Raw genomic sequence first — 19,731 nt, 5'->3', positions numbered from 1 at the left:
CCAGTTTTATGCGAGGTGATTTTACCGACAGCGATGCGTTTATCGCTTTTTTAGGGATGGACTTGCGGGTCGATGATTCTGGAAAAAAGAATGGCGCCCGATACCTGTCCAAGAAGGGGGATCCAGAAATACGCCGACTAGCTCATATCGCCGCAATGACGGCGTGCCGCTCGCCTAGATGGAAACCATTTTACGAGTCGTACCTAGCGAGAGGCTTTTCAAAAACCCAGGCCTTGGTGGTGCTAGCCCGCAAGCTCTGCCGAGTGGCATTTGCCTTGATGAAAAATCAGAGCGAATACCAGCCAACGCCTATGTTGCAGGGTTGCCCTGCAACATAGAATCTCCCACAGGGATCTTGGGTGGTCGCAAGCTTTGTGAACACCAGGGATCCATTTGTGGGAGCGAGCTTGCTCGCGATAGCGGTGGACCTGTCACCACAAATGCTGGATATGCTCCGAAACATCTGGCTAAAGTCGCCGCTTCGTCATCAAGGAAGTGCCGGATGAATCTTCTGTCGTGGTTGGGCCAGTGGGCATTTGCGCCCCTGGAATGGCTGGTGATCGGCCTGGCCATCGCACTGGCCTACATCGTGTTCGGCATCGCCGGGTTCGGCACGGCGCTGGTGGCCGCGCCCATCTTGCTGCTGTTCATGCCCTTGTCGAAGATCATCCCGCTGCTGGTCCTGCTGGATTTTGTCGCGGCCTTCGGCAACCTGTTGCCATCGCGTCGGGATGTGTCCCGGCCGGAGCTGCTGCGGTTGCTGCCGTGCATGGCACTGGGCTGCACCCTGGGGGTGGTTTTCCTGCTCAACCTCAAGTCCGACCTGTTGTTGCTGTTGATGGGACTGTTCATCAGCAGCTATGCCGTTTATAGCCTGTCGATAAAAACCCGGCCGACGCAGCTGTCATCGCGGTGGGCGTTTCCGCTGGGCACGGTGGGCGGGATGTTCGGGGCGTTGTTTGGCAGTGGCGGCTTTTTATATGCCATTTACTTGAATAGCCGTCTGCCCAAGGACCCGGCCCGGGCCACGCAAAGTGCCTTGATCAGTTGCAGCACCGTGGTGCGCTTGAGCCTGTTTATCGTCGCGGGTGTGTATGCCGAGCTACCCTTGCTGGTACTGGCGCTGTGTTTGTTGCCGGCCATGGCGCTGGGGCTGTGGGTGGGGCGTCGCCTGACCATGAGGTTATCGCGCGAGGCGTTCGTGCGCTTGGTGACCTGGCTGGTGCTCGCCAGCGGCATTGCCTTGATCGGGCGTTACCTGAGTGCTTGACCTGGCTCGGCCAGGGATTAAGCTGCCGGCCTTTATTCGCCCCCATGGGAACCTCCAGGCCTCGTCATGAATTCGCAAAGCATCATCGTCCCGAAAATTTCCACCCTGCCGGTCCACGAGCCCCGGGCCCGGGCGATCGTGCGCTGGCTGGTGCGCAAAAATATTGTCGAAGAACAACTGACCACCTGCGGGCGCACCGGCAATCGCATGGCCCACGCCATCGCCCCTGGCGCACGGGCGGTGGTCCTGCATCCCGAAGCCTTGCCGTTCGGCGAAGCGATCAATGGCCTGGAGATCATCACCACGCGCTGCATCTATACACCGGCCAAGGGCTTTCTCGAAGAAGCCGGCTGTGCCGAGTGCCGCAAGGAAATCGGTGAAGCGTTGTTCGAAAGCCTGGAAGACTGGATGCCAGCGCGCACCGACAACTTCACCTGCCCCGAATGCGGCCATGAAGATGACATCAATGGTTTTTTGTTCCTGCAGCCGTGCGGCTTTTCCAACCTGGGGTTCATTTTCAACAACTGGCTGGAGGCGGGGTTCAAGCAGGACTTTCTCGATGAGTTCGCCGATTGGCTCGATCAGCCGGTGAGTTGGGTGCGGGTGGAGTTGTAAGGGCGCCGATGAGCCAATGTGGGAGCGAGCTTGCTCGCGATGGCGTCGGGGCAGTTGATACGGTGTTGACTGATACGCCGCTATCGCGAGCAAGCTCGCTCCCACAGGGAATATGGGTTGGCATGCAGTCAGTGATTTAGCCCGTCAATCAGCCCGCCAATAATAGACAGAGTTTTACATTGAGCCAGACAGGGTCCATGAGTATAATGGCGCGCTTCCATTTTCCCGCTCGGGAGCCCCCGCGATGCTGCGTATCAGCCAAGAAGCTCTGACCTTCGACGACATTCTCCTAGTGCCCGGTTATTCCGAAGTACTGCCTAACGAAGTCAGTCTCAAAACCCGTCTCACCCGTGGCATCGAACTGAATATCCCCCTGGTTTCCGCCGCCATGGACACCGTGACCGAAGCCCGTCTGGCCATTGCCATGGCCCAGGAAGGCGGTATCGGTATCATCCACAAGAACATGACCATCGAACAGCAGGCCGCCGAAGTGCGCAAGGTCAAGCGGTTCGAGGCTGGCGTGGTCAAGGATCCGATCACCATCGAGGCTGACGCCACGGTCCGGGATCTGTTCGAACTGACCCGCATGCACAACATCTCCGGCGTTCCGGTACTGCATGATGGCGACCTGGTCGGCATCGTCACCTCCCGCGACGTACGTTTCGAGAACCGTCTCGATGCTTCCGTCCGCCAAGTGATGACGCCTAAAGAGCGCCTGGTCACGGTCAAGGAAGGCACCAACAAGGACGAAGTCCGCGAGTTGCTGCACAAGCACCGTATCGAGCGCGTGCTGATCGTCGACGACAAATTCGCCCTCAAGGGCATGATGACCGTCAACGACATCGAAAAAGCCAAGGCCTACCCGCTGGCGAGCAAGGACGACCAGGGTCGTCTGCGCGTCGGCGCTGCGGTCGGCACTGGCAAGGACACCGGCGACCGCGTCGCCGCCCTGGTCAATGCCGGCGTTGACGTGGTGGTGGTCGACACCGCCCACGGTCACTCCAAAGGCGTGATCGACCGCGTTCGCTGGGTCAAGCAGAACTTCCCTGACGTGCAGGTGATCGGCGGCAACATCGCCACCGGCGAAGCCGCCAAGGCCCTGGCCGAAGCCGGCGCCGACGCGGTCAAGGTCGGTATCGGCCCAGGCTCGATCTGCACCACCCGCATCGTCGCCGGTGTCGGCGTGCCGCAGATCAGCGCCATCGCCAACGTCGCCGCCGCCCTTGAAGGCACGGGCGTGCCGTTGATCGCCGACGGCGGTATCCGCTTCTCCGGTGACCTGTCCAAGGCCATCGTCGCCGGTGCCTACTGCGTGATGATGGGTTCGATGTTCGCCGGCACCGAAGAAGCGCCGGGCGAGATCGAGCTGTTCCAGGGCCGTAGCTACAAGGCTTATCGCGGCATGGGTTCGCTGGGCGCCATGTCCCAGGCCCAGGGCTCTTCCGACCGTTACTTCCAGGACTCCTCCGCGGGTGCCGAGAAGCTGGTGCCGGAAGGCATTGAAGGTCGCGTGCCGTACAAAGGCACCCTGAGCGCCATCATCCATCAACTGATGGGCGGCCTGCGTTCCTCCATGGGCTACACCGGCAGCGCCGACATCGAAGAGATGCGTACCAAGCCGGAATTCGTGCGCATCACCGGCGCTGGCATGGCCGAGTCCCATGTCCACGACGTGCAGATCACCAAGGAAGCGCCGAACTACCGCGTAGGTTAAGGCTTCCAGCAAAACGTTAATCACCGGGGCTGTTCATTCAGCCCCGAGTTGTTTCTGATTCACTACATGAGAATGAGTCATGGCCCTCGACATTCACGCTCACCGCATCCTGATCCTCGACTTCGGTTCCCAGTACACCCAGCTGATCGCCCGCCGCGTGCGTGAAATCGGCGTGTACTGCGAACTGCATCCGTTCGACATGGATGACGAAGCGATTCGCGAATTCGCTCCGAAAGGCGTCATCCTCGCCGGCGGCCCCGAGTCCGTGCACGAAGCCGACAGCCCGCGCTGCCCGCAGGCGGTGTTCGACCTGGGCGTGCCGGTCTTCGGTATCTGCTACGGCATGCAGACCATGGCGGAACAGCTGGGCGGCAAGGTCGAAGGTTCGGACCTGCGTGAGTTCGGTTATGCCCGCGTCGACGTGGTCGGCAAGAGCCGCCTGCTGGATGGCATCGAAGACCACATCGACGCCGACGGCCTGTTCGGCCTGGACGTGTGGATGAGCCACGGCGACAAGGTCACCAAGATGCCGGAAGACTTCCACATCCTGGCCAGTACCCCGAGCTGCCCGATTGCCGGCATGTTCAACGATGATCGCCGTTACTACGGCGTGCAGTTCCACCCTGAAGTGACCCACACCAAGCAGGGCGGCCGCATCCTGTCACGTTTCATCCTCGACATCTGCGGGTGCGAAGCCCTGTGGACCCCGTCGAAAATCGCTGAAGACGCCATCGCCCAGGTCCGTGCCCAGGTCGGCACCGACAACGTGCTGCTGGGCCTGTCCGGCGGCGTCGACTCCTCGGTGGTTGCCGCATTGCTGCACAAGGCCATCGGCGACCAGCTGACCTGCGTCTTCGTCGACAACGGCCTGCTGCGTCTTCACGAAGGCGAGCAAGTGATGGCCATGTTCGCCGAGAACATGGGCGTCAAGGTGATCCGCGCCAACGCCGAAGAGCAGTTCCTGAACAACCTGGCCGGCGAGTCCGACCCGGAGAAGAAACGCAAGATCATCGGCCGCACCTTCATCGACGTGTTCGATGCTGAATCCTGCAAGCTGGACAACATCAAGTACCTGGCCCAGGGCACCATCTACCCCGACGTGATCGAGTCGGCCGGCGCCAAGAGCGGCAAGGCCCACGTGATCAAGTCCCACCACAACGTCGGTGGCCTGCCAGAGGAAATGAACCTCAAGCTGGTCGAGCCGCTGCGCGAACTGTTCAAGGACGAAGTGCGTCGCCTCGGTCTCGAACTGGGCCTGCCCTACGACATGGTCTACCGCCACCCCTTCCCGGGCCCGGGCCTGGGCGTGCGGATCCTCGGTGAAGTGAAGAAGGAATACGCCGACCTGCTGCGTCGCGCCGACCACATCTTCATCGAAGAACTGCGCAAGGCCGACTGGTACCACAAGGTCAGCCAGGCGTTCGTGGTGTTCCAGCCGGTGAAATCGGTGGGCGTGGTTGGCGATGGCCGTCGTTACGCCTGGGTCGTGGCCCTGCGTGCAGTGGAGACCATCGACTTCATGACCGCTCGCTGGGCACACCTGCCCTATGAGCTGCTGGAGACTGTTTCCGGTCGGATCATCAATGAGATCGAAGGTATTTCCCGCGTCACTTATGACGTGTCGAGCAAGCCGCCAGCGACGATTGAGTGGGAATGATGGGGCGTCCGGCATTGTCCGGCACCCTCTAGCAAGAAATGTCCTGAAGCCCGCGTAATTGCGGGCTTTTGGCTTTTTTGGCCTGGCAAGTTCTGGCCGCTTTGTGCATCGCTGAGACCGTGTTTATGCGGTGTGGTACGGGGCATTGGCTGAGCCAAATGCCCTGCTGGGTGCTCGATGGTGTTATTTTTCGTGCGCGGCGATGAACATGGCGACGGCCGCCCGGCAATAGGATTCGATTTCGTTGTCGTCCTCTGCTCTGGCCTCATCGAAGCGCGCGATTATCAGGAGATCGGATCCTTTGAAAAGCGCGGCAAACAAACGGGCGGACCGCAGAGGATCGGGCACGTTCAGAACCGCCTTCGCGTGCAACTGACGCAACAGGGCCTCGATCTGGGCAATGACATAGGCGGGACCGGCTTCGTATTGGCGCTTGCTTAACGACTTTTGATTCGTCTTGTCGGCCATGATCATGGCTTCGACACTGCGCACGTCCGGACTCAATAGCGTGCGAAGCAAGGTTGTTCCCACCGCCATGAGCTGATCTTCGGCTGAACCGTCGACGCCTGCAAAAAGGGCCTTTGGTGCAAACTGCTGGCAGTGGGCCGCAATGGCCGCACTGAACAGCGCCTCCTTGTTCTCGAAGTGCCGATAGATGCTGAGCTTGGATATCTTCGCCCGCTGGGCGACCTTGTCCATTGTCGTCGCTTGAAAACCCAATTCCACAAAAAGTTCGCCCGCGGCGTCGACTATCGTTTGGCCAAGTGCCTCGTTGGCGGGCCGGCCGCGACGGGCCTGGCTGTTTTCGGTCATAAAAATTCCAGTACTTGACAGTATTCTAATTCTTGAATTATGGTACTTCAAAGTATCTTAAAGTACAAACCAATCTCCCTCCATCCATAAACGGAGCCCATCACCATGAATGATGTCATCATCATCGGCGGCAGTTTTGCCGGTCTTGCCGCCGCCTTGCAGCTCGGCCGTGCCCGCCGCAAGGTCACCGTCCTCGATACCGGCCTGCCGCGCAATCGCTTCGCCGACCACTCCCATGGCCTGCTCGGCCACGACCACAAGCCACCGCTGGAGATCCTGGCCGAGGCGCGGCAGCAGCTGGCGCGTTATCCCATGATCCAGCTGGTCACTGCCCGGGCCGAGAGCGTCTCCGGCGCCATCGACGATTTCTCCGTCCTCACGAGCGAGGGCGAAACCCTCAGGGCGCGCCGCCTGATTCTGAGCTATGGCGTCGCCGACCAGATGCCTGAACTTCCCGGCTTTGCCGAAGGTTGGGGCACCTCCATCGTGCCTTGCCCCTATTGCGACGGCTTTGAAGTTGCCGGCCGGCATTGGGGCCTCGTCTGGTCCGGCCCAATGTCGCACAACTACGTCAGGCTGTACCACGATTGGACCGACACATTGACGGTCTTCGCCAATGGTCACGACATTCCACCCGACATCCGGGCCGATCTGGCTCGCCGTGGCATCCCTGTCGTCGATGGCCGGGTCACCGAAATCGACCATGACGAGAGCCATAACGCCACCGTCAGGCTCGACGCCGGCCCCTCTGTCGCGGTCGACATCCTGTTCGCGCATCCGCGCAACAAACCGTCCGCACGCCTGCATGAATCGCTGGGTCTCGCCACGGTCGATACGCCCCAGGGCATCGTCCTCAAGGTCGACGAGCGCCGCGAAACCAGCGTGCCCGGCATCTACGCCGCTGGCGACCTCGCCAACCCCGCAATGCCCTCGGTCACCACGGCATCATGGCAAGGCGCGACGGCGGGCATCTCCGCCCAGCAGTCGATGCTGGTTTGATGGCACAGATTCCAACGATCAGGACTGAGATAACATGACAGAGCAAAAAGCCTATCAGGTCGCCGACTGGAATGGCCAAAGCGGTGAGTACTGGGCTGCCAACCAGGCCCGGCTCGACGCCATGTTTGCGGTGTTTGGCCAGGCCGCGATCGAAGCCGCCGCGCCCGCCATGGGCGAACGCGTGCTGGACGTCGGCTGCGGCGCGGGCGCGTCGAGTCTGGAGCTGGCTGGCCGCGTCGGCGCGGGCGGCCATGTGCTGGGCGTGGATATCTCCGAACCGCTGATCGGCCGAGCGCGCGCACTGGCGCCACAGGATACGCCGGCCCTGTTCCGGGTAGCCGACGCCAGCCGCGCCGAGCTGCCCGAGGGCGCGTTCGACATCCTGTTCTCGCGCTTCGGAGTCATGTTCTTCGACGATCCGACAGGAGCCTTCACCCATATGCGACGCGCGCTCCGGCCGGGCGGGCGGGTCGCTTTCGTCTGCTGGCGCGGCGTGGCCGAGAACGATTGGGTGCGCCTGCCGATGGGCGCGCTCAAGGGCATTGTCCCAATGTCCGCGCCGCCCGGTCCCGAAGCGCCCGGCCCATTCTCGTTCGGCGACCGGGGGCGGGTGACACGCATCCTGACGGCGGCCGGCTTCACCGATATCGCTATCGCGCCCTTCGATGCTTCTATCCCGTTCGGTGAGGGCGGGACGCGGGACGAGGCGATCGACGACGCGGTGAAGATGGCGTTCGAGGGCGGCCCGCTGTCGCTTGTGCTCGCTGACCAGCCCGACGACATCCGCGCCCGCGCCTGGGCCGCGGTTCGTGCCGCCTTCGCGGGCCTTCCCGGCGAGCGGTCGGTGATGATCGACGGCGCGGCGTGGATCGTCACGGCACGCAATCCGGCAAGCTGACAGGGATTCCTGGCGGTGAAAGCCGTCATGAATCGGAGGAAAAACCTCGATGCTTACCGACACCGCACGGCACAACTTCAAACCGGGTCCAAGACGCTTGCCCTAGAACCGATCGAACGGTTTGCGATCCAGGAGACAGTCGATGAACGCCCCGAGGAGGGCTGGTCGATACTGGCGGCTCGGCCGGAACGGATTACGAGGGCGGCAAGAAAATCGTCATGGGTTGGCTGGGAGGAATTCCAGTGGGCCGATTTGAGCGCTTTCCTGGCGTCTCCTCGGTCCGGTATCAATGTCCACCCGCAAACGCCCCGTCGCTACAGTCAAAGCTCTGTTTTCAAACTGTCAAAGGCGTCCTGCAGGAATTTGGCCACCGGCTTTCGCTGGCCGGTCTGATCCCGCCACGCCTGGAGCGCGAGCCTCATCGCACCGACGGACACCACAGCCACCATCCGAAGGGCCAACCGTCGCTCAGGCTGCCGCCAGACCTCACACAGCGTGTTGAACAGCGCTTGTTCCTGTTCCGCGTAGTACGCCTGCTTGCGCGCAAGAAGCGATTCGCTCGAACGCATGAGATTGTCCACGGCTGTCATCTGCTCGGTCGTATAGCGCGCGATGTGCTTGACCATCACATCGCGAACAGCATCGAGTGGCGGTACATCGGGCGATGTCTTCAGCAGATCGGCAATCAGCCTGGCCGAATCGGCGTCCTGCCAGAACAAGATGATGTCGTCCTTCGATTTGAAGTACGAGAAAAACGTGCGGCGCGAGATGCCAGCCGCTGCCGCGATGGTGTCCAGCGTTGTGCCTTCGTAACCGTTGGCGAGGAACAAGCGCTGGCCGGCCTCGGCGATGCGCTGGCGTGTTTCGCGGCGCTTGCTTTCCCGCAAGCCTTCTGTGGGTGCTGCATCTGCGGGAGGGAAGGATTCTGACATTCCGATGGCCTATTGCATTTCTGCACTAAGTGCAGCAGAGTTAGCACTTAGTGCATATTTATATGCACCTAGTGTATATTCCTACTTCTCGGCAGGCAAGGATCATGACCCACTGGACAGTTTCCGACATCCCTTCCCAACGCGGCCGTACGGCGGTCGTCACCGGTACTGGCGGCCTTGGCTTGCAAGATGCACTGGCGCTGGCCCGTGCCGGTGCGAATGTCATCATCGCCGGTCGAAATCCGTCGAAAGGCGCCGCAGCAGTCGATCAGATTCGCCAAAGGGTTCCCGGCGCGAATGTGACTTTCGGGGCACTGGACCTTGCCAGCCTCGAATCCATCGAGTCGTTCGGCGAGCGTCTGCGGAGTTCGCGCGACAGCCTGGACTTGCTGATCAACAACGCGGCAGTGATGGCGCCGCCCAAGCGTCAGGTAACTTGCGACGGATTCGAGTTGCAGTTCGGCACGAACTATCTGGGGCACTTCGCCTTGACCGCCCAGCTGCTGCCGCTGCTGCGCAAAGGCAACAAGCCACGGGTGGTCAGTCTTTCAAGCGTCGCCGCCCGAAGCGGCACGATCAACTTCGATGATCTGCAAGCTCAGCGCAGCTACAAGCCGATGCCGGTTTACAGCCAATCGAAACTCGCTTGCCTGATGTTCGCCCTTGAATTGCAACGCCGCAGCGATGCTGCGGACTGGGGCATCCAGAGCATCGCTGCCCATCCTGGCATTTCGCGCACCGATCTGTTGCCCAATGGCGCCGGCGCACGGAGCATTCCGGGTATGGCTCGCCGTTACATGTGGTTCCTGTTCCAGCCGGCAGAGCAGGGGGCGTTGCCGACCCTCTTCGCCGCGACGTCACCGCAGGCTCAAGGCGGTGCCTATTACGGCCCGGACAGGCTCGGCGAAACACGCGGCTATCCGGCCATTGCCAAGGTTCCTGCGCAAGCACTGGACACGAGCGTCGCTGCGAGGCTGTGGATTGAGTCGCAAGGGCTTACGGAAGCGGTCTTTCGGTAAACCAGCCATGTACAAATACGTTGTCGTCGAACGGCCTGTACTGGGTCGGTGAGGCTAGATGCGTTCTATACTCTTGGCACCCATTGCGACGATGAGAGGTCGCAATAAGGAGCCTGCCATGAATGACACTCAGAAACTGGCCGCCTTGCGCATCGTTTTGATCGTCGTCGGTCTGATCGCCATATTCGCGATCTGGCCGCTGATGATCCTGTGGCCGTCCGGCTGGGCGTGGCACAGCGGCCATTCCCAGTACCCGCTGATGATCGTCGGCATCTACGCGACGCTCGGTGTGTTCTTGCTGATGGCGTCGCGCGATCCGATGAAGCATCTGAGCCTGATCTGGTTCACCGTGTGGTCGAGCGTCGTGCACGGTGCAATCATGGCCGTGCAGTCCTTCGGCGAGATGGACGGGGCAAGCCACATCGGCCATCTGGTGGGCGACGTGCCCGCGTTGTTCGTCGTCGCGGCGGCGTTAGCCTTCTTCACGCCGCGGCGCAGCCATGCATAACCAGCGAATGGATTGATCCTGTCGAAAAGGCTTGCTTCGATGTGCACGAAAAAATGCCCTGTGGATAACTTCCCCAGGGCATTTTCATTTTGTTTTTTTCATTTTCGCTGGCCTTACTGTTTCTCATCTGCGGGTGTATCGTATTCGCCTTTTGCGGGCCCAACGGTTCGCGCGGATTCAATAGGTGGTTGCGTTCATGTCCTTTACCCGTCGCCAAATACTCGGTGGCCTGGCCGGTCTTGTTGTCGTTGGTGTGGGTGCAGGCGGCGCGTCGCGGTATTGGCTGGGCAAGCGAGCCGACGCCGAAGCCGGCCACGACTATGAATTGATCGCCGCGCCCCTGGACGTGGAACTGGTGGCCGGGCACAAGACCCAGGCCTGGGCGTTCGGCCCTTCGGCGCCGGGCACCGAGCTGCGGGTGCGCCAGGGCGAGTGGTTGCGGGTGCGCTTCATCAATCACCTGCCGGTCGCCACCACCATCCACTGGCACGGTATCCGTTTGCCGCTGGAGATGGACGGCGTGCCGTATGTCTCGCAACTGCCGGTGCTGCCGGGCGAGTATTTCGACTACAAATTCCGTGTGCCGGACGCCGGCAGTTACTGGTACCACCCCCACGTCAACAGCAGCGAAGAGCTCGGGCGTGGGCTGGTAGGGCCGCTGATCGTCGAGGAACGTGAGCCGACTGGCTTCAAGTACGAACAGACCCTGAGCCTCAAAAGCTGGCATGTGGACGAGCAAGGCCAGTTCGTGGAGTTCAGCATTCCCCGTGAAGCGGCCCGTGGCGGCACGGCCGGGCGGCTGGCGACCATCAACGGTGTGCCGCAGGCGGTGATCGACCTGCCGGCCGGGCAGATCACCCGGGTGCGTTTGCTCAACCTCGACAACACCCTGACTTACCGTATCAACATCCCTGGCGTTGAAGCGCAGATCTATGCGCTGGACGGCAACCCCATCGAACCGCGCCCGCTGGGCAAGGAATACTGGCTGGGCCCGGGCATGCGCATTTGCCTGGCGATCAAGGCGCCGCCGGCCGGCGAGGAATTGTCGTTGCGCAATGGCCCGGTGCGCCTGGGCACCTTGCGTTCGGTGCCCAACAGTAACGCCCCGACCCAGTGGCCGCCGGCACTGCCAGCCAACCCGGTGTCCGAGCCGGACCTGGCCAATGCCGAGAAGCTCAACTTCAATTTCGAATGGGTCGGCTCGGTGTCGGTCAATGTCGACAATGGCAAGCCGCCGAGCCTGTGGCAGATCAACGGCAAGGCCTGGGACATCACCGACAAGACCTGCGCCGACCGGCCGATCGCCACGCTGAAGAAAGGCCAGAGCTACATTTTCGAATTGAAGAACATGACCCAGTACCAGCATCCGATCCATTTGCACGGCATGAGCTTCAAGGTGATCGCGTCGAACCGGCACAAGGTCGTGCCGTATTTCACTGACACTTACTTGCTGGGCAAGAACGAACGGGCGCAGGTGGCGCTGGTGGCGGATAATCCAGGGGTGTGGATGTTCCACTGCCATGTGATCGACCACATGGAAACCGGCCTGATGGCCGCCATCGAGGTGGCGTGATGCGCCAGATTCGCCCCGCCAGAATCATCGACCGTAGCCGCGACCAGGACTTCATGCGCGAAGCCCTGGCCCTTGCCGCCCAAGGCGCCGCCCTGGGCGAAGTGCCGGTGGGCGCGGTGCTGGTGCAGGACGGCGAGATCATCGGGCGCGGCTTCAACTGCCCGATCAGCGGCCACGATCCCAGCGCCCATGCGGAAATGGTCGCCATCCGCGCCGCTGCCCAGGCAGTGAGCAATTATCGTCTGCCCGGCAGCACCCTGTATGTGACGCTGGAGCCATGCAGCATGTGCGCCGGCCTCATCGTCCACTCGCGCATCGCCCGGGTCGTCTACGGCGCCCTGGAGCCCAAGGCTGGCATCGTGCAGAGCCAGGGGCAGTTTTTCAGCCAGGATTTCCTGAACCATCGGGTGATGTTCGAGGGCGGGGTGTTGGCCGAGGAGTGCAGTACGGTGCTGAGTGAGTTCTTCAAGGCCCGAAGAGCCAAAGCCCCGGACTGAACACCGAGCCCTTGTGGGAGCGAGCTTGCTCGCGATAGCGGTGGGTGAGTCAACATCTGTCTTAACTGATGACCGTCCGTCATCGCGAGCAAGCTCGCTCCCACAGGGGTTGTGGTGTGTGGGCTAATTATTTACGCGCCACAATCACCGCCCGCATCGGTGCCGGCAGCCCTTCGATGGTCTTGCTGTGGTCGGCAGGGTCGAGGAAATCACTCAATGACTGATACTTCATCCACTCGGTGCTGCGCTGTTCTTCCACGGTCGTCAGGCTCACGTCCACGCAACGCACGTCCCTGAACCCCGCGCGGCGCAGCCAGCGTTCCAGGGCCGGGACCGATGGCAGGAACCACACGTTGCGCATCTGCGCGTAGCGGTCCTCGGGCACCAGCACCTGGTGTTCGTCGCCTTCGATCACCAGGGTTTCCAGCACCAGTTCGCCGCCCTTGACCAGGCAATCCTTCAGGGCGAGCAAGTGTTCGATCGGCGAGCGGCGATGGTAGAACACGCCCATGGAAAACACCGTGTCGAAGCCTTCCAGTTCCGCTGGCAGGGCCTCGAAGGGGAATGGCAGATGCCAGGCGTTGGGCTGCGACAGGTAGCGTTGTACCGCCTGGAACTGGCAGAAGAACAGCCAGTTGGGGTCGACGCCGATCACCGTGTCCGCCCCGGCGCCGAGCATGCGCCACATGTAGTAGCCGTTGCCGCAGCCCACATCGAGGATGCGCTTGCCCGCAAGATCCAGGTGCGGAGCCACCCGCGACCACTTCCAGTCCGAGCGCCATTCGGTGTCCACGTGCACGCCGAACAGGTCGAAAGGCCCTTTGCGCCAGGGTGACAGGCCCATCAACGCGGTACGCATTTGCCCACGGGCTTCATCGGAACAATCGGTGTCGAGCGTCAGGCCGTTCAGCAGGTCGACGGTGGTGGGTTGCAAAACCGGCAGTGCATCGAGGGCGCTTTGCCAACGTTCCAGGTCGCCGTGGCCCTTTTCCATTTTGCTGTCGAGTTGCGTCTGCAGCGTCGCGGCCCAATCGGCCAGGGGCGTGCCGGCCAGATGGCGGGCGAGGGGGGACAAATCGATCATGGCAGGGCAATCAACGAGGCGAAGTTAAGACACTGGAACCATGGCACGACTTTCGAGAAGCCGGCCGCCAAGAGGCGCTCGCGGTGCTCTTCGAGGCTGTCGGGCTTCATGACGTTTTCGATGGCGCTGCGTTTCTGGGCAATCTCCAGCTCGCTGTAGCCGTTGGCGCGCTTGAACGCCACGTGCAGGTCGGTGAGCAGGGCGTGTTCCTCTGCATCGTTGAAACGCAGTTTTTCCGACAGGATCAGGGCGCCACCCGGCAGCAGGGACTGGCGGATGCGGCTCAACAGGGCGGTGCGCTGGTCCGGCGCGATGAATTGCAGGGTGAAATTCAGTGCCACTACTGAGGCTGGCTGGAACGTCAGGGCGAGGATGTCGCCTTCGATCACTTCCACCGGCAGCAGCTCCTGGAACATCGAGTCCTGGCCGTTGAGGTATTCACGGCAGCGCTCGACCATGGCCGTCGAGTTATCCACCGCGATCACCCGGCAACCGTCGGTGCGCACATGGCGGCGCAGGGCCTGGGTCACCGCGCCCAGGGACGAGCCGAGATCGTAGAGCACGCTGCCCGGCTGGGCGAATTGCGCGGCGAGCACGCCGAGGTTTTCGACGATGGTCGGGTAACCCGGCACCGAACGCTTGATCATGTCCGGAAACACCCGCACCACGTCCTCGTTGAAGGCGAAGTCCGGCACTTGGGCCAGGGGTTGGGCGAATAGGCGATCAGGGTCTTTGCTCACGGCGGTTCCAGCGGCATGGGTGGTGAAAAGGCCGGCATTTTAACCAAAAAACCAGTGGGAGCGAGCTTGCTCGCGATGGCGATGGTTCAGCCGGCCATAATGTTGACTGACAGACCGCTATCGCGAGCAAGCTCGCTCCCACATTATTTGGCTCAGTGTGGCTTTTGGGCGAACGCCGACGCGGTAATGCCCCATTGGCCCAGCCAATAACTGACGATGATCAGGTAAGGCGCGGCATGGAAGGGTTGCACGAACCGGTTGATGCCGATGAGGCTGTCGGAAAACACAAACGCCAGCGCCCCGGCAGCGGCCAGCCACGCCGAACGCTTGGGCACGTCGGTGCCCAGTCGTGCCAGCGCTCGCCAGAGCATGGCGCTGATGACCAGGCCGTAGATCACCACCGGCACCAGCAACGGCCCGAGACCGCTCGACACCAGGATTGCCAGGAGCGCCGCGCCGATGCCCAAGGCCAGGGCCAAGGGCAGCAGCGCTGGTCGGCGGCAGTCGCTGAGGTAGGCTTTCAGGTAGGCCAGGTGCGCCAGCAGAAACGCACCAAGGCCGAACACGAACAGGTCTCCCGGCCAAGCCAGCACCACATCGCCCACCAGTGAGAAAATCAGCCCGAGGCTGATCCAGCGCCGATATTCGCTGGGCGGCGCATCGTGCAGCCAGCCGAGCAGGGCCAGCACCGGCATGGGCTTGACCAGCAGGCACAGCAGCGTGGCATGCATGGCCAGGCCGTACAGGTAGGTGGCCGCACCCATCAGTGCGAGGATCAGCCAACCCACGGTCAGTTCACCGCGATAGCGCAGTCAAAGGTTTCCACGGGCGGCACTTCCGGCGCCCAAGGCTGTTGATAAGTCAGGCGCAAGCGCCCGGTGCCGGCGCTGAACGCCTGGAAGCGCCAGGTCGAGACCCCCGCGGCGCCAACGATGCCGGCGTCTTCTGGATTGCGATAAACCTCCGGCCCCAAGCCCTTCAACACGCCACCGGCCGAATCCTGGATCGCCCAGCGATAACCGGTGCTGGGGTTGCTGGGCAGGCTCAGGATCAGGTTCTGTCCGTTATTGAGCCTTATGGGGCACTGGCTCAGTTTTTCCACGGTCACGTTGTTGCTGGTTTGCGTGGCGCAGGCGCTCAGCAGGGCAAGGCTGAGGGGGGCGAGCAGGCGAGTGAGGGACATATGGGCAAAGGCTCCGGCATTCACGACGAACGGCGAGCATAACCGAAGATGCTACTGGGTGTGTCAGGTGGGGATGTGTTGTTGCTGATGGCGCCATCGCGAGCAAGCTCGCTCCCACAGGGGATTTGTGGTGTTCACAGCATTTGTGATCCACACCAAACCCTGTGGGAGCGAGCTTGCTCGCGATCAGGCCGGCACAGCCGCTACAAAACCCTCAGAACAACACCTTCGCCACATCCGCAAACCGCTTGGCAAAGTGCACCGTCACCCCTTCCTTGAGGTAGTCCGGCAATTCTTCGAAGTTGCCCCGGTTGGCTTCCGGCAGGATCAGTTCGTTGATTTTCTGCCGGCGCGCCGCGATGACCTTCTCGCGTACGCCGCCAATCGGCAAGACGTGCCCGGTGAGGGTCAGTTCGCCGGTCATGGCCACGCCTTTTTTCGGCGGCTGGTTGCGGGCCAGGGACAGCAAGGCACTGGCCATGGTCACGCCGGCGCTCGGGCCGTCCTTGGGTGTGGCGCCTTCCGGTACGTGCAGGTGAACGAAGGCCTCGTCAAAGAACTTCGGATCGCCGCCGAATTGCTTCAGGTGCGAACTGACGTAGCTGTGGGCGATCTCCGCCGACTCCTTCATCACCTCTCCCAGTTGCCCGGTCAGCTTGAAGCCGCGATTGAGGGTGTGGATGCGCGTCGCTTCGATCGGCAAGGTCGCGCCGCCCATGCTGGTCCAGGCCAGGCCGGTAATCACGCCGATGCCGGACAACACCTGCTCGTTGCGGAACACCGGTTTGCCCAGGGAGGCCTCAAGGTCCTTCGGCCCGAGCTTGATCACCGCTTTCGGGTCGTCGATCAGCTTCATCACCGCCTTGCGCACCAGTTTGCCCAGCTGTTTCTCCAGCTGTCGCACCCCGGCCTCACGGGCGTAACCGTCGATCAGGGCCTTGAGGGCGCTGTCGTTGATGCTCAGGCTACCCTTGGACACACCGGCCTTGGCCAGTTGCTTGGGCCACAGGTGGCGCTTGGCGATGGCGACTTTTTCTTCGGTGATGTAGCCCGACAGGCGGATCACTTCCATCCGGTCCAGCAGCGGGCCAGGAATCGAGTCCAGGGTGTTGGCGGTGCACACGAAGAGCACTTTCGACAGGTCCAGGCGCAGGTCCAGGTAGTGGTCGAGGAATTCGACGTTCTGTTCCGGGTCGAGGGTCTCCAGCAAGGCCGAGGCCGGGTCGCCCTGGTAGCTCTGGCCCATCTTGTCGATTTCGTCGAGCATGATCACCGGGTTCATCACTTCGACATCCTTGAGCGCCTGCACCAGCTTGCCCGGCTGGGCACCGATGTAGGTGCGTCGATGGCCCTTGATCTCGGCTTCATCGCGCATGCCGCCGACGCTGAAGCGGTAGAAAGGCCGGCCCAGGGATTCGGCGATGGACTTGCCGACGCTGGTCTTGCCCACGCCCGGCGGGCCCACCAGCAGCACGATGGAGCCGCTGATCTCACCTTTGTAGGCGCCGACGGCGAGGAATTCGAGGATGCGGTCCTTGATGTCGTCCAGGCCGGCGTGGTGCTGGTCGAGCACCTTGCGTGCATGCTTGAGGTCGAGTTTGTCCTGGCCATACACGCCCCACGGCACCGAGGTCGCCCAATCCAGGTAATTGCGCGTGACGGCGTATTCCGGCGAGCCGGTTTCCAGGATCGAGAGTTTGTTCATCTCCTCTTCGATACGCTTCTGCGCCTGGGCCGACAGCACTTTGCCTTCCAGCCGCTGCTCGAATTGTTCGATGTCGGCGCTGCGGTCATCCTTGGTCAGCCCCAGTTCCTGCTGGATGACCTTGAGCTGCTCCTTGAGGAAGAACTGGCGCTGGTGTTCGCCGATCTTGTTGTTGACCTCGGCGGAAATCTCTTTCTGCAACCGCGCCACTTCGACTTCCTTGCGCAGCATCGGCAGCACTTTTTCCATGCGCTTGAGCATGGGCACGCAGTCGAGCACTTCCTGCAGCTCATTGCCGGTGGCGGAGGTGAGCGCGGCGGCGAAGTCGGTCAGCGGCGAAGGGTCGTTGGGGCTGAAGCGGTTGAGGTAGTTCTTCAGCTCTTCGCTGTACAGCGGATTGAGGGGCAGTAGTTCCTTGATCGCGTTGATCAGCGCCATGCCGTAAGCCTTGACCTCGTCGGTTGGCTCGCTCGGCTGGTGCGGGTATTCGACTTCCACCAGGTACGGTGGGCGATGGTGCTTGAGCCAGGTGCGGATGCGCACGCGGGTCAGGCCTTGGGCGACGAATTGCAGCTTGCCGCCTTCCCGGCTGGCGTGATGGACCTTCACCAGCGTGCCGTACAGCGGCAGTTTCGAAGTATCGAAATGGCGCGGGTCTTCCTGGGGCGTGTCCATGAAGAACAGGGCCAGGGAGTGGTGATCGGACTTGGCCACCAGTTCCAGGGTCTCGGCCCACGGTTCTTCGTTGACGATGACCGGCAACACCTGGGCCGGGAAGAAGGGGCGATTGTGAATGGGGATGATGTAGACCTTGTCCGGCAGGTTCTGGCCGGGCAGCGCCAGGCCGGTGCCGGAGGACGTGTGTTCGATGTGTTCGGAATCAGCGTAGTCGTTAGTGGCTTCAGTAGAGTGCTGGTCGCTCATGGGGCACCTGCGCAATGGGGTATGGGTCTTAGATGGGGCAGGTGGGGGGTGGTTTCAATGGTGGGCGATTGTTAACGGTTATTTCATTGGCCGGTTTTACCCCGTAGGAACTGCCGAGCGAAGCGAGGCTGCGATCTTTCCTCTGACGCTTGCTTGAGTCTCAAGTGAAAGACCAAAAGATCGCAGCCTGCGGCAGCTCCTACGGGAGGCGCGTCAGGCGACCCGGTTCAAGTCGTTGTGGCGCGTTTCCTTCAGGCACAGCACGGCGATGACGCTGAGCAGCGCGGCCGCTGAAACATAGCCTCCGACATAACTCAGGCCGCCCATCGCCACCAGTTTCTGGGCGAAGAACGGTGCGGCCGAGGCACCGACGATACCGCCCAGGTTGTAGGCCGCCGAGGCGCCGGTATAGCGCACGTGGGTCGGGAACAGTTCCGGCAGCAAGGCGCCCATGGGGGCGAAGGTCACGCCCATCAGGAACAGCTCGATGCACAGGAACAGCGCCACGCCGCCGGTCGAGCCGTGGGTCAGCAACGGTTCCATGAGGAAACCCGAGGCAATCGCCAGCAGGCCACCGATGATCAAGATCGGTTTGCGCCCGTAGCGGTCGCTGGCCCAGGCGGACAACGGCGTAGCGGCGGCCATGAACAGTACGGCAAAGCACAGCAGGCCCAGGAATGTCTCGCGGCTGTAGCCCAGGGTGGACACGCCGTAGCTCAGGGAAAACACCGTCGAGATGTAGAACAGCGCGTAACACACCACCATCGCCGCGGCGCCCAGCAAGGTCGGTGCCCAGTATTGGCTGAACAGCTCGACCAATGGCACCTTGACCCGCTCCTGGCGGGCCATGGCATTGGCGAACACCGGGGTTTCATGGAGCTTGAGCCGCACATAGAGGCCGACGATCACCAGCACGGCACTGAGCAGGAACGGAATCCGCCAGCCCCAGGCGCGGAACTGCTCGTCATCCAGGCTCATGGCCAGGGTCAGGAACAGCCCGTTGGCCGCCAGGAAGCCGATGGAGGGCCCCAGTTGGGGAAACATGCCGAACCAGGCGCGCTTGCCCTTGGGGGCGTTCTCGGTGGCCAGCAGTGCCGCTCCGCCCCATTCACCCCCCAACCCCAGGCCCTGGCCGAAACGCAGCAGGCACAGCAGGATCGGCGCCCAGGCGCCAATGCTGGCGTAGCCGGGCAGCACGCCAATGAGCGTGGTGCACACGCCCATCAGCAGCAGGGAGGCCACCAGCGTCGACTTGCGCCCGATCCGGTCGCCGAAATGGCCGAACAGCGCAGAACCCAGCGGACGGGCGAGGAAGGCGATGCCGAACGTCAGGAAGGACGACAGCATCTGTGCCGTGCCTGAGGTTTGTGGGAAGAACACCGGCCCGATCACCAGGGCAGCCGCCGTGGCATAGACGTAGAAGTCGTAGAACTCGATGGCGGTGCCGATGAAACTCGCGGTCGCCACGCGAGTGGCCGAGTTGGTCGGCTGGGCAGGCACAGCCTCGTTGCAGGTAGCAGTCGTCATGCGGTTATCCCTGACAGTCATGTGCTCCGTTGGAGCGAATTATTATGGTTGAACACCCAGGGATGTGGGCGGG

General features: G+C 62.1%; 19 protein-coding genes. 11 read left to right on the top strand and 8 right to left on the bottom strand.

The window, feature by feature from the left end; all coding sequences use genetic code 11:
* The 5 genes from BLQ55_RS11365 to guaA all read left to right on the top strand — a co-directional run.
* A partial coding sequence (locus BLQ55_RS11365; RefSeq protein WP_143011719.1) for a transposase occupies positions 1–338 on the top strand: 338 nt, incomplete at its 5' end.
* Positions 339–502: 164 nt separating this feature from the next.
* Positions 503–1,270, top strand: a complete 768-nt coding sequence (locus BLQ55_RS11360) for a sulfite exporter TauE/SafE family protein (RefSeq protein ID WP_092253868.1) — start codon at positions 503–505, stop codon at positions 1,268–1,270.
* A gap of 66 nt (positions 1,271–1,336) precedes the next feature.
* On the top strand, positions 1,337–1,885 hold the full coding sequence (locus BLQ55_RS11355) for a sugar ABC transporter ATPase (RefSeq protein ID WP_092202343.1): 549 nt from the start codon (positions 1,337–1,339) through the stop codon (positions 1,883–1,885).
* Between the two features lie 244 nt (positions 1,886–2,129).
* Positions 2,130–3,599, top strand: coding sequence for an IMP dehydrogenase (gene guaB, locus BLQ55_RS11350; protein WP_060739079.1), 1,470 nt, complete (start codon positions 2,130–2,132; stop codon positions 3,597–3,599).
* Positions 3,600–3,678: 79 nt separating this feature from the next.
* Positions 3,679–5,256: a glutamine-hydrolyzing GMP synthase gene (gene guaA, locus BLQ55_RS11345; RefSeq protein ID WP_072408106.1), complete on the top strand. Its 1,578-nt coding sequence runs from the start codon at positions 3,679–3,681 to the stop codon at positions 5,254–5,256.
* A gap of 183 nt (positions 5,257–5,439) precedes the next feature.
* Here the strand turns inward: guaA and BLQ55_RS11340 are convergent, their stop codons facing one another.
* On the bottom strand, positions 5,440–6,069 hold the full coding sequence (locus BLQ55_RS11340) for a TetR/AcrR family transcriptional regulator (RefSeq protein WP_092253866.1): 630 nt from the start codon (positions 6,067–6,069) through the stop codon (positions 5,440–5,442).
* Positions 6,070–6,174: 105 nt separating this feature from the next.
* On the opposite strand from BLQ55_RS11340, the gene BLQ55_RS11335 reads away from it, so the two are divergent.
* Both BLQ55_RS11335 and BLQ55_RS11330 read left to right on the top strand, forming a co-directional pair.
* A complete protein-coding gene (locus tag BLQ55_RS11335) occupies positions 6,175–7,068 on the top strand; it encodes an NAD(P)/FAD-dependent oxidoreductase (protein WP_092253864.1) in 894 nt (297 codons plus the stop codon).
* A 34-nt stretch (positions 7,069–7,102) separates the two neighbouring features.
* On the top strand, positions 7,103–7,966 hold the full coding sequence (locus BLQ55_RS11330) for a class I SAM-dependent methyltransferase (RefSeq protein ID WP_092253862.1): 864 nt from the start codon (positions 7,103–7,105) through the stop codon (positions 7,964–7,966).
* Between the two features lie 320 nt (positions 7,967–8,286).
* On the opposite strand, the gene BLQ55_RS11320 is transcribed toward BLQ55_RS11330, so the two are convergent.
* Positions 8,287–8,898 carry a TetR/AcrR family transcriptional regulator gene (locus BLQ55_RS11320; protein ID WP_092253860.1) on the bottom strand — a complete coding sequence of 204 codons (612 nt, stop codon included), beginning with the start codon at positions 8,896–8,898 and terminating at the stop codon, positions 8,287–8,289.
* A gap of 104 nt (positions 8,899–9,002) precedes the next feature.
* On the opposite strand from BLQ55_RS11320, the gene BLQ55_RS11315 reads away from it, so the two are divergent.
* From BLQ55_RS11315 to tadA, 4 genes are all read left to right on the top strand, one after another.
* Positions 9,003–9,917, top strand: a complete 915-nt coding sequence (locus BLQ55_RS11315; protein WP_092253858.1) for an SDR family oxidoreductase — start codon at positions 9,003–9,005, stop codon at positions 9,915–9,917.
* 118 nt (positions 9,918–10,035) lie between these two features.
* Entirely contained in the window at positions 10,036–10,425 is a 390-nt protein-coding gene (locus BLQ55_RS11310; RefSeq protein ID WP_092253856.1) for a DUF6632 domain-containing protein, read from the top strand.
* A 196-nt stretch (positions 10,426–10,621) separates the two neighbouring features.
* Positions 10,622–11,998: a multicopper oxidase family protein gene (locus BLQ55_RS11305; protein WP_092253854.1), complete on the top strand. Its 1,377-nt coding sequence runs from the start codon at positions 10,622–10,624 to the stop codon at positions 11,996–11,998.
* Complete coding sequence (tadA, locus tag BLQ55_RS11300; RefSeq protein ID WP_092202329.1) at positions 11,998–12,495, top strand: tRNA adenosine(34) deaminase TadA; 498 nt, start codon at positions 11,998–12,000, stop codon at positions 12,493–12,495. Before BLQ55_RS11305 ends, tadA begins: the two co-directional genes overlap by 1 nt.
* Before the next feature lie 127 nt (positions 12,496–12,622).
* Here tadA and cmoB read toward each other — a convergent pair whose 3' ends face one another.
* The 6 genes from cmoB to BLQ55_RS11270 all read right to left on the bottom strand — a co-directional run bounded on the left by cmoB (position 12,623) and on the right by BLQ55_RS11270 (position 19,658).
* The gene (gene cmoB, locus BLQ55_RS11295) at positions 12,623–13,579 is read right to left on the bottom strand and encodes a tRNA 5-methoxyuridine(34)/uridine 5-oxyacetic acid(34) synthase CmoB (RefSeq protein WP_092202327.1); all 957 of its coding nucleotides are present in this window, start codon (positions 13,577–13,579) and stop codon (positions 12,623–12,625) included.
* Positions 13,576–14,319, bottom strand: coding sequence for a carboxy-S-adenosyl-L-methionine synthase CmoA (gene cmoA, locus BLQ55_RS11290; protein WP_092253852.1), 744 nt, complete (start codon positions 14,317–14,319; stop codon positions 13,576–13,578). The genes cmoB and cmoA overlap by 4 nt, the downstream gene beginning before the upstream one ends.
* Positions 14,320–14,471: 152 nt before the next feature.
* Positions 14,472–15,107: a lysoplasmalogenase gene (locus tag BLQ55_RS11285; protein ID WP_092253850.1), complete on the bottom strand. Its 636-nt coding sequence runs from the start codon at positions 15,105–15,107 to the stop codon at positions 14,472–14,474.
* Positions 15,108–15,109: 2 nt separating this feature from the next.
* Positions 15,110–15,502, bottom strand: a complete 393-nt coding sequence (locus tag BLQ55_RS11280; RefSeq protein ID WP_092253848.1) for a protease inhibitor I42 family protein — start codon at positions 15,500–15,502, stop codon at positions 15,110–15,112.
* Positions 15,503–15,716: 214 nt separating this feature from the next.
* A complete protein-coding gene (gene lon / locus BLQ55_RS11275; RefSeq protein ID WP_092165735.1) occupies positions 15,717–18,131 on the bottom strand; it encodes an endopeptidase La in 2,415 nt (804 codons plus the stop codon).
* A gap of 213 nt (positions 18,132–18,344) precedes the next feature.
* Complete coding sequence (locus tag BLQ55_RS11270) at positions 18,345–19,658, bottom strand: MFS transporter (RefSeq protein WP_092202319.1); 1,314 nt, start codon at positions 19,656–19,658, stop codon at positions 18,345–18,347.
* Positions 19,659–19,731 lie beyond the last annotated feature (73 nt).

The organism is Pseudomonas sp. NFACC13-1, assembly GCF_900104425.1.
GTDB classification, from domain to species: Bacteria; Pseudomonadota; Gammaproteobacteria; order Pseudomonadales; family Pseudomonadaceae; genus Aquipseudomonas; species Aquipseudomonas fluorescens_AA.
Note: the sequence above shows the minus strand (reverse complement) of the source record. Positions and strands in the feature narration are given on the sequence as shown.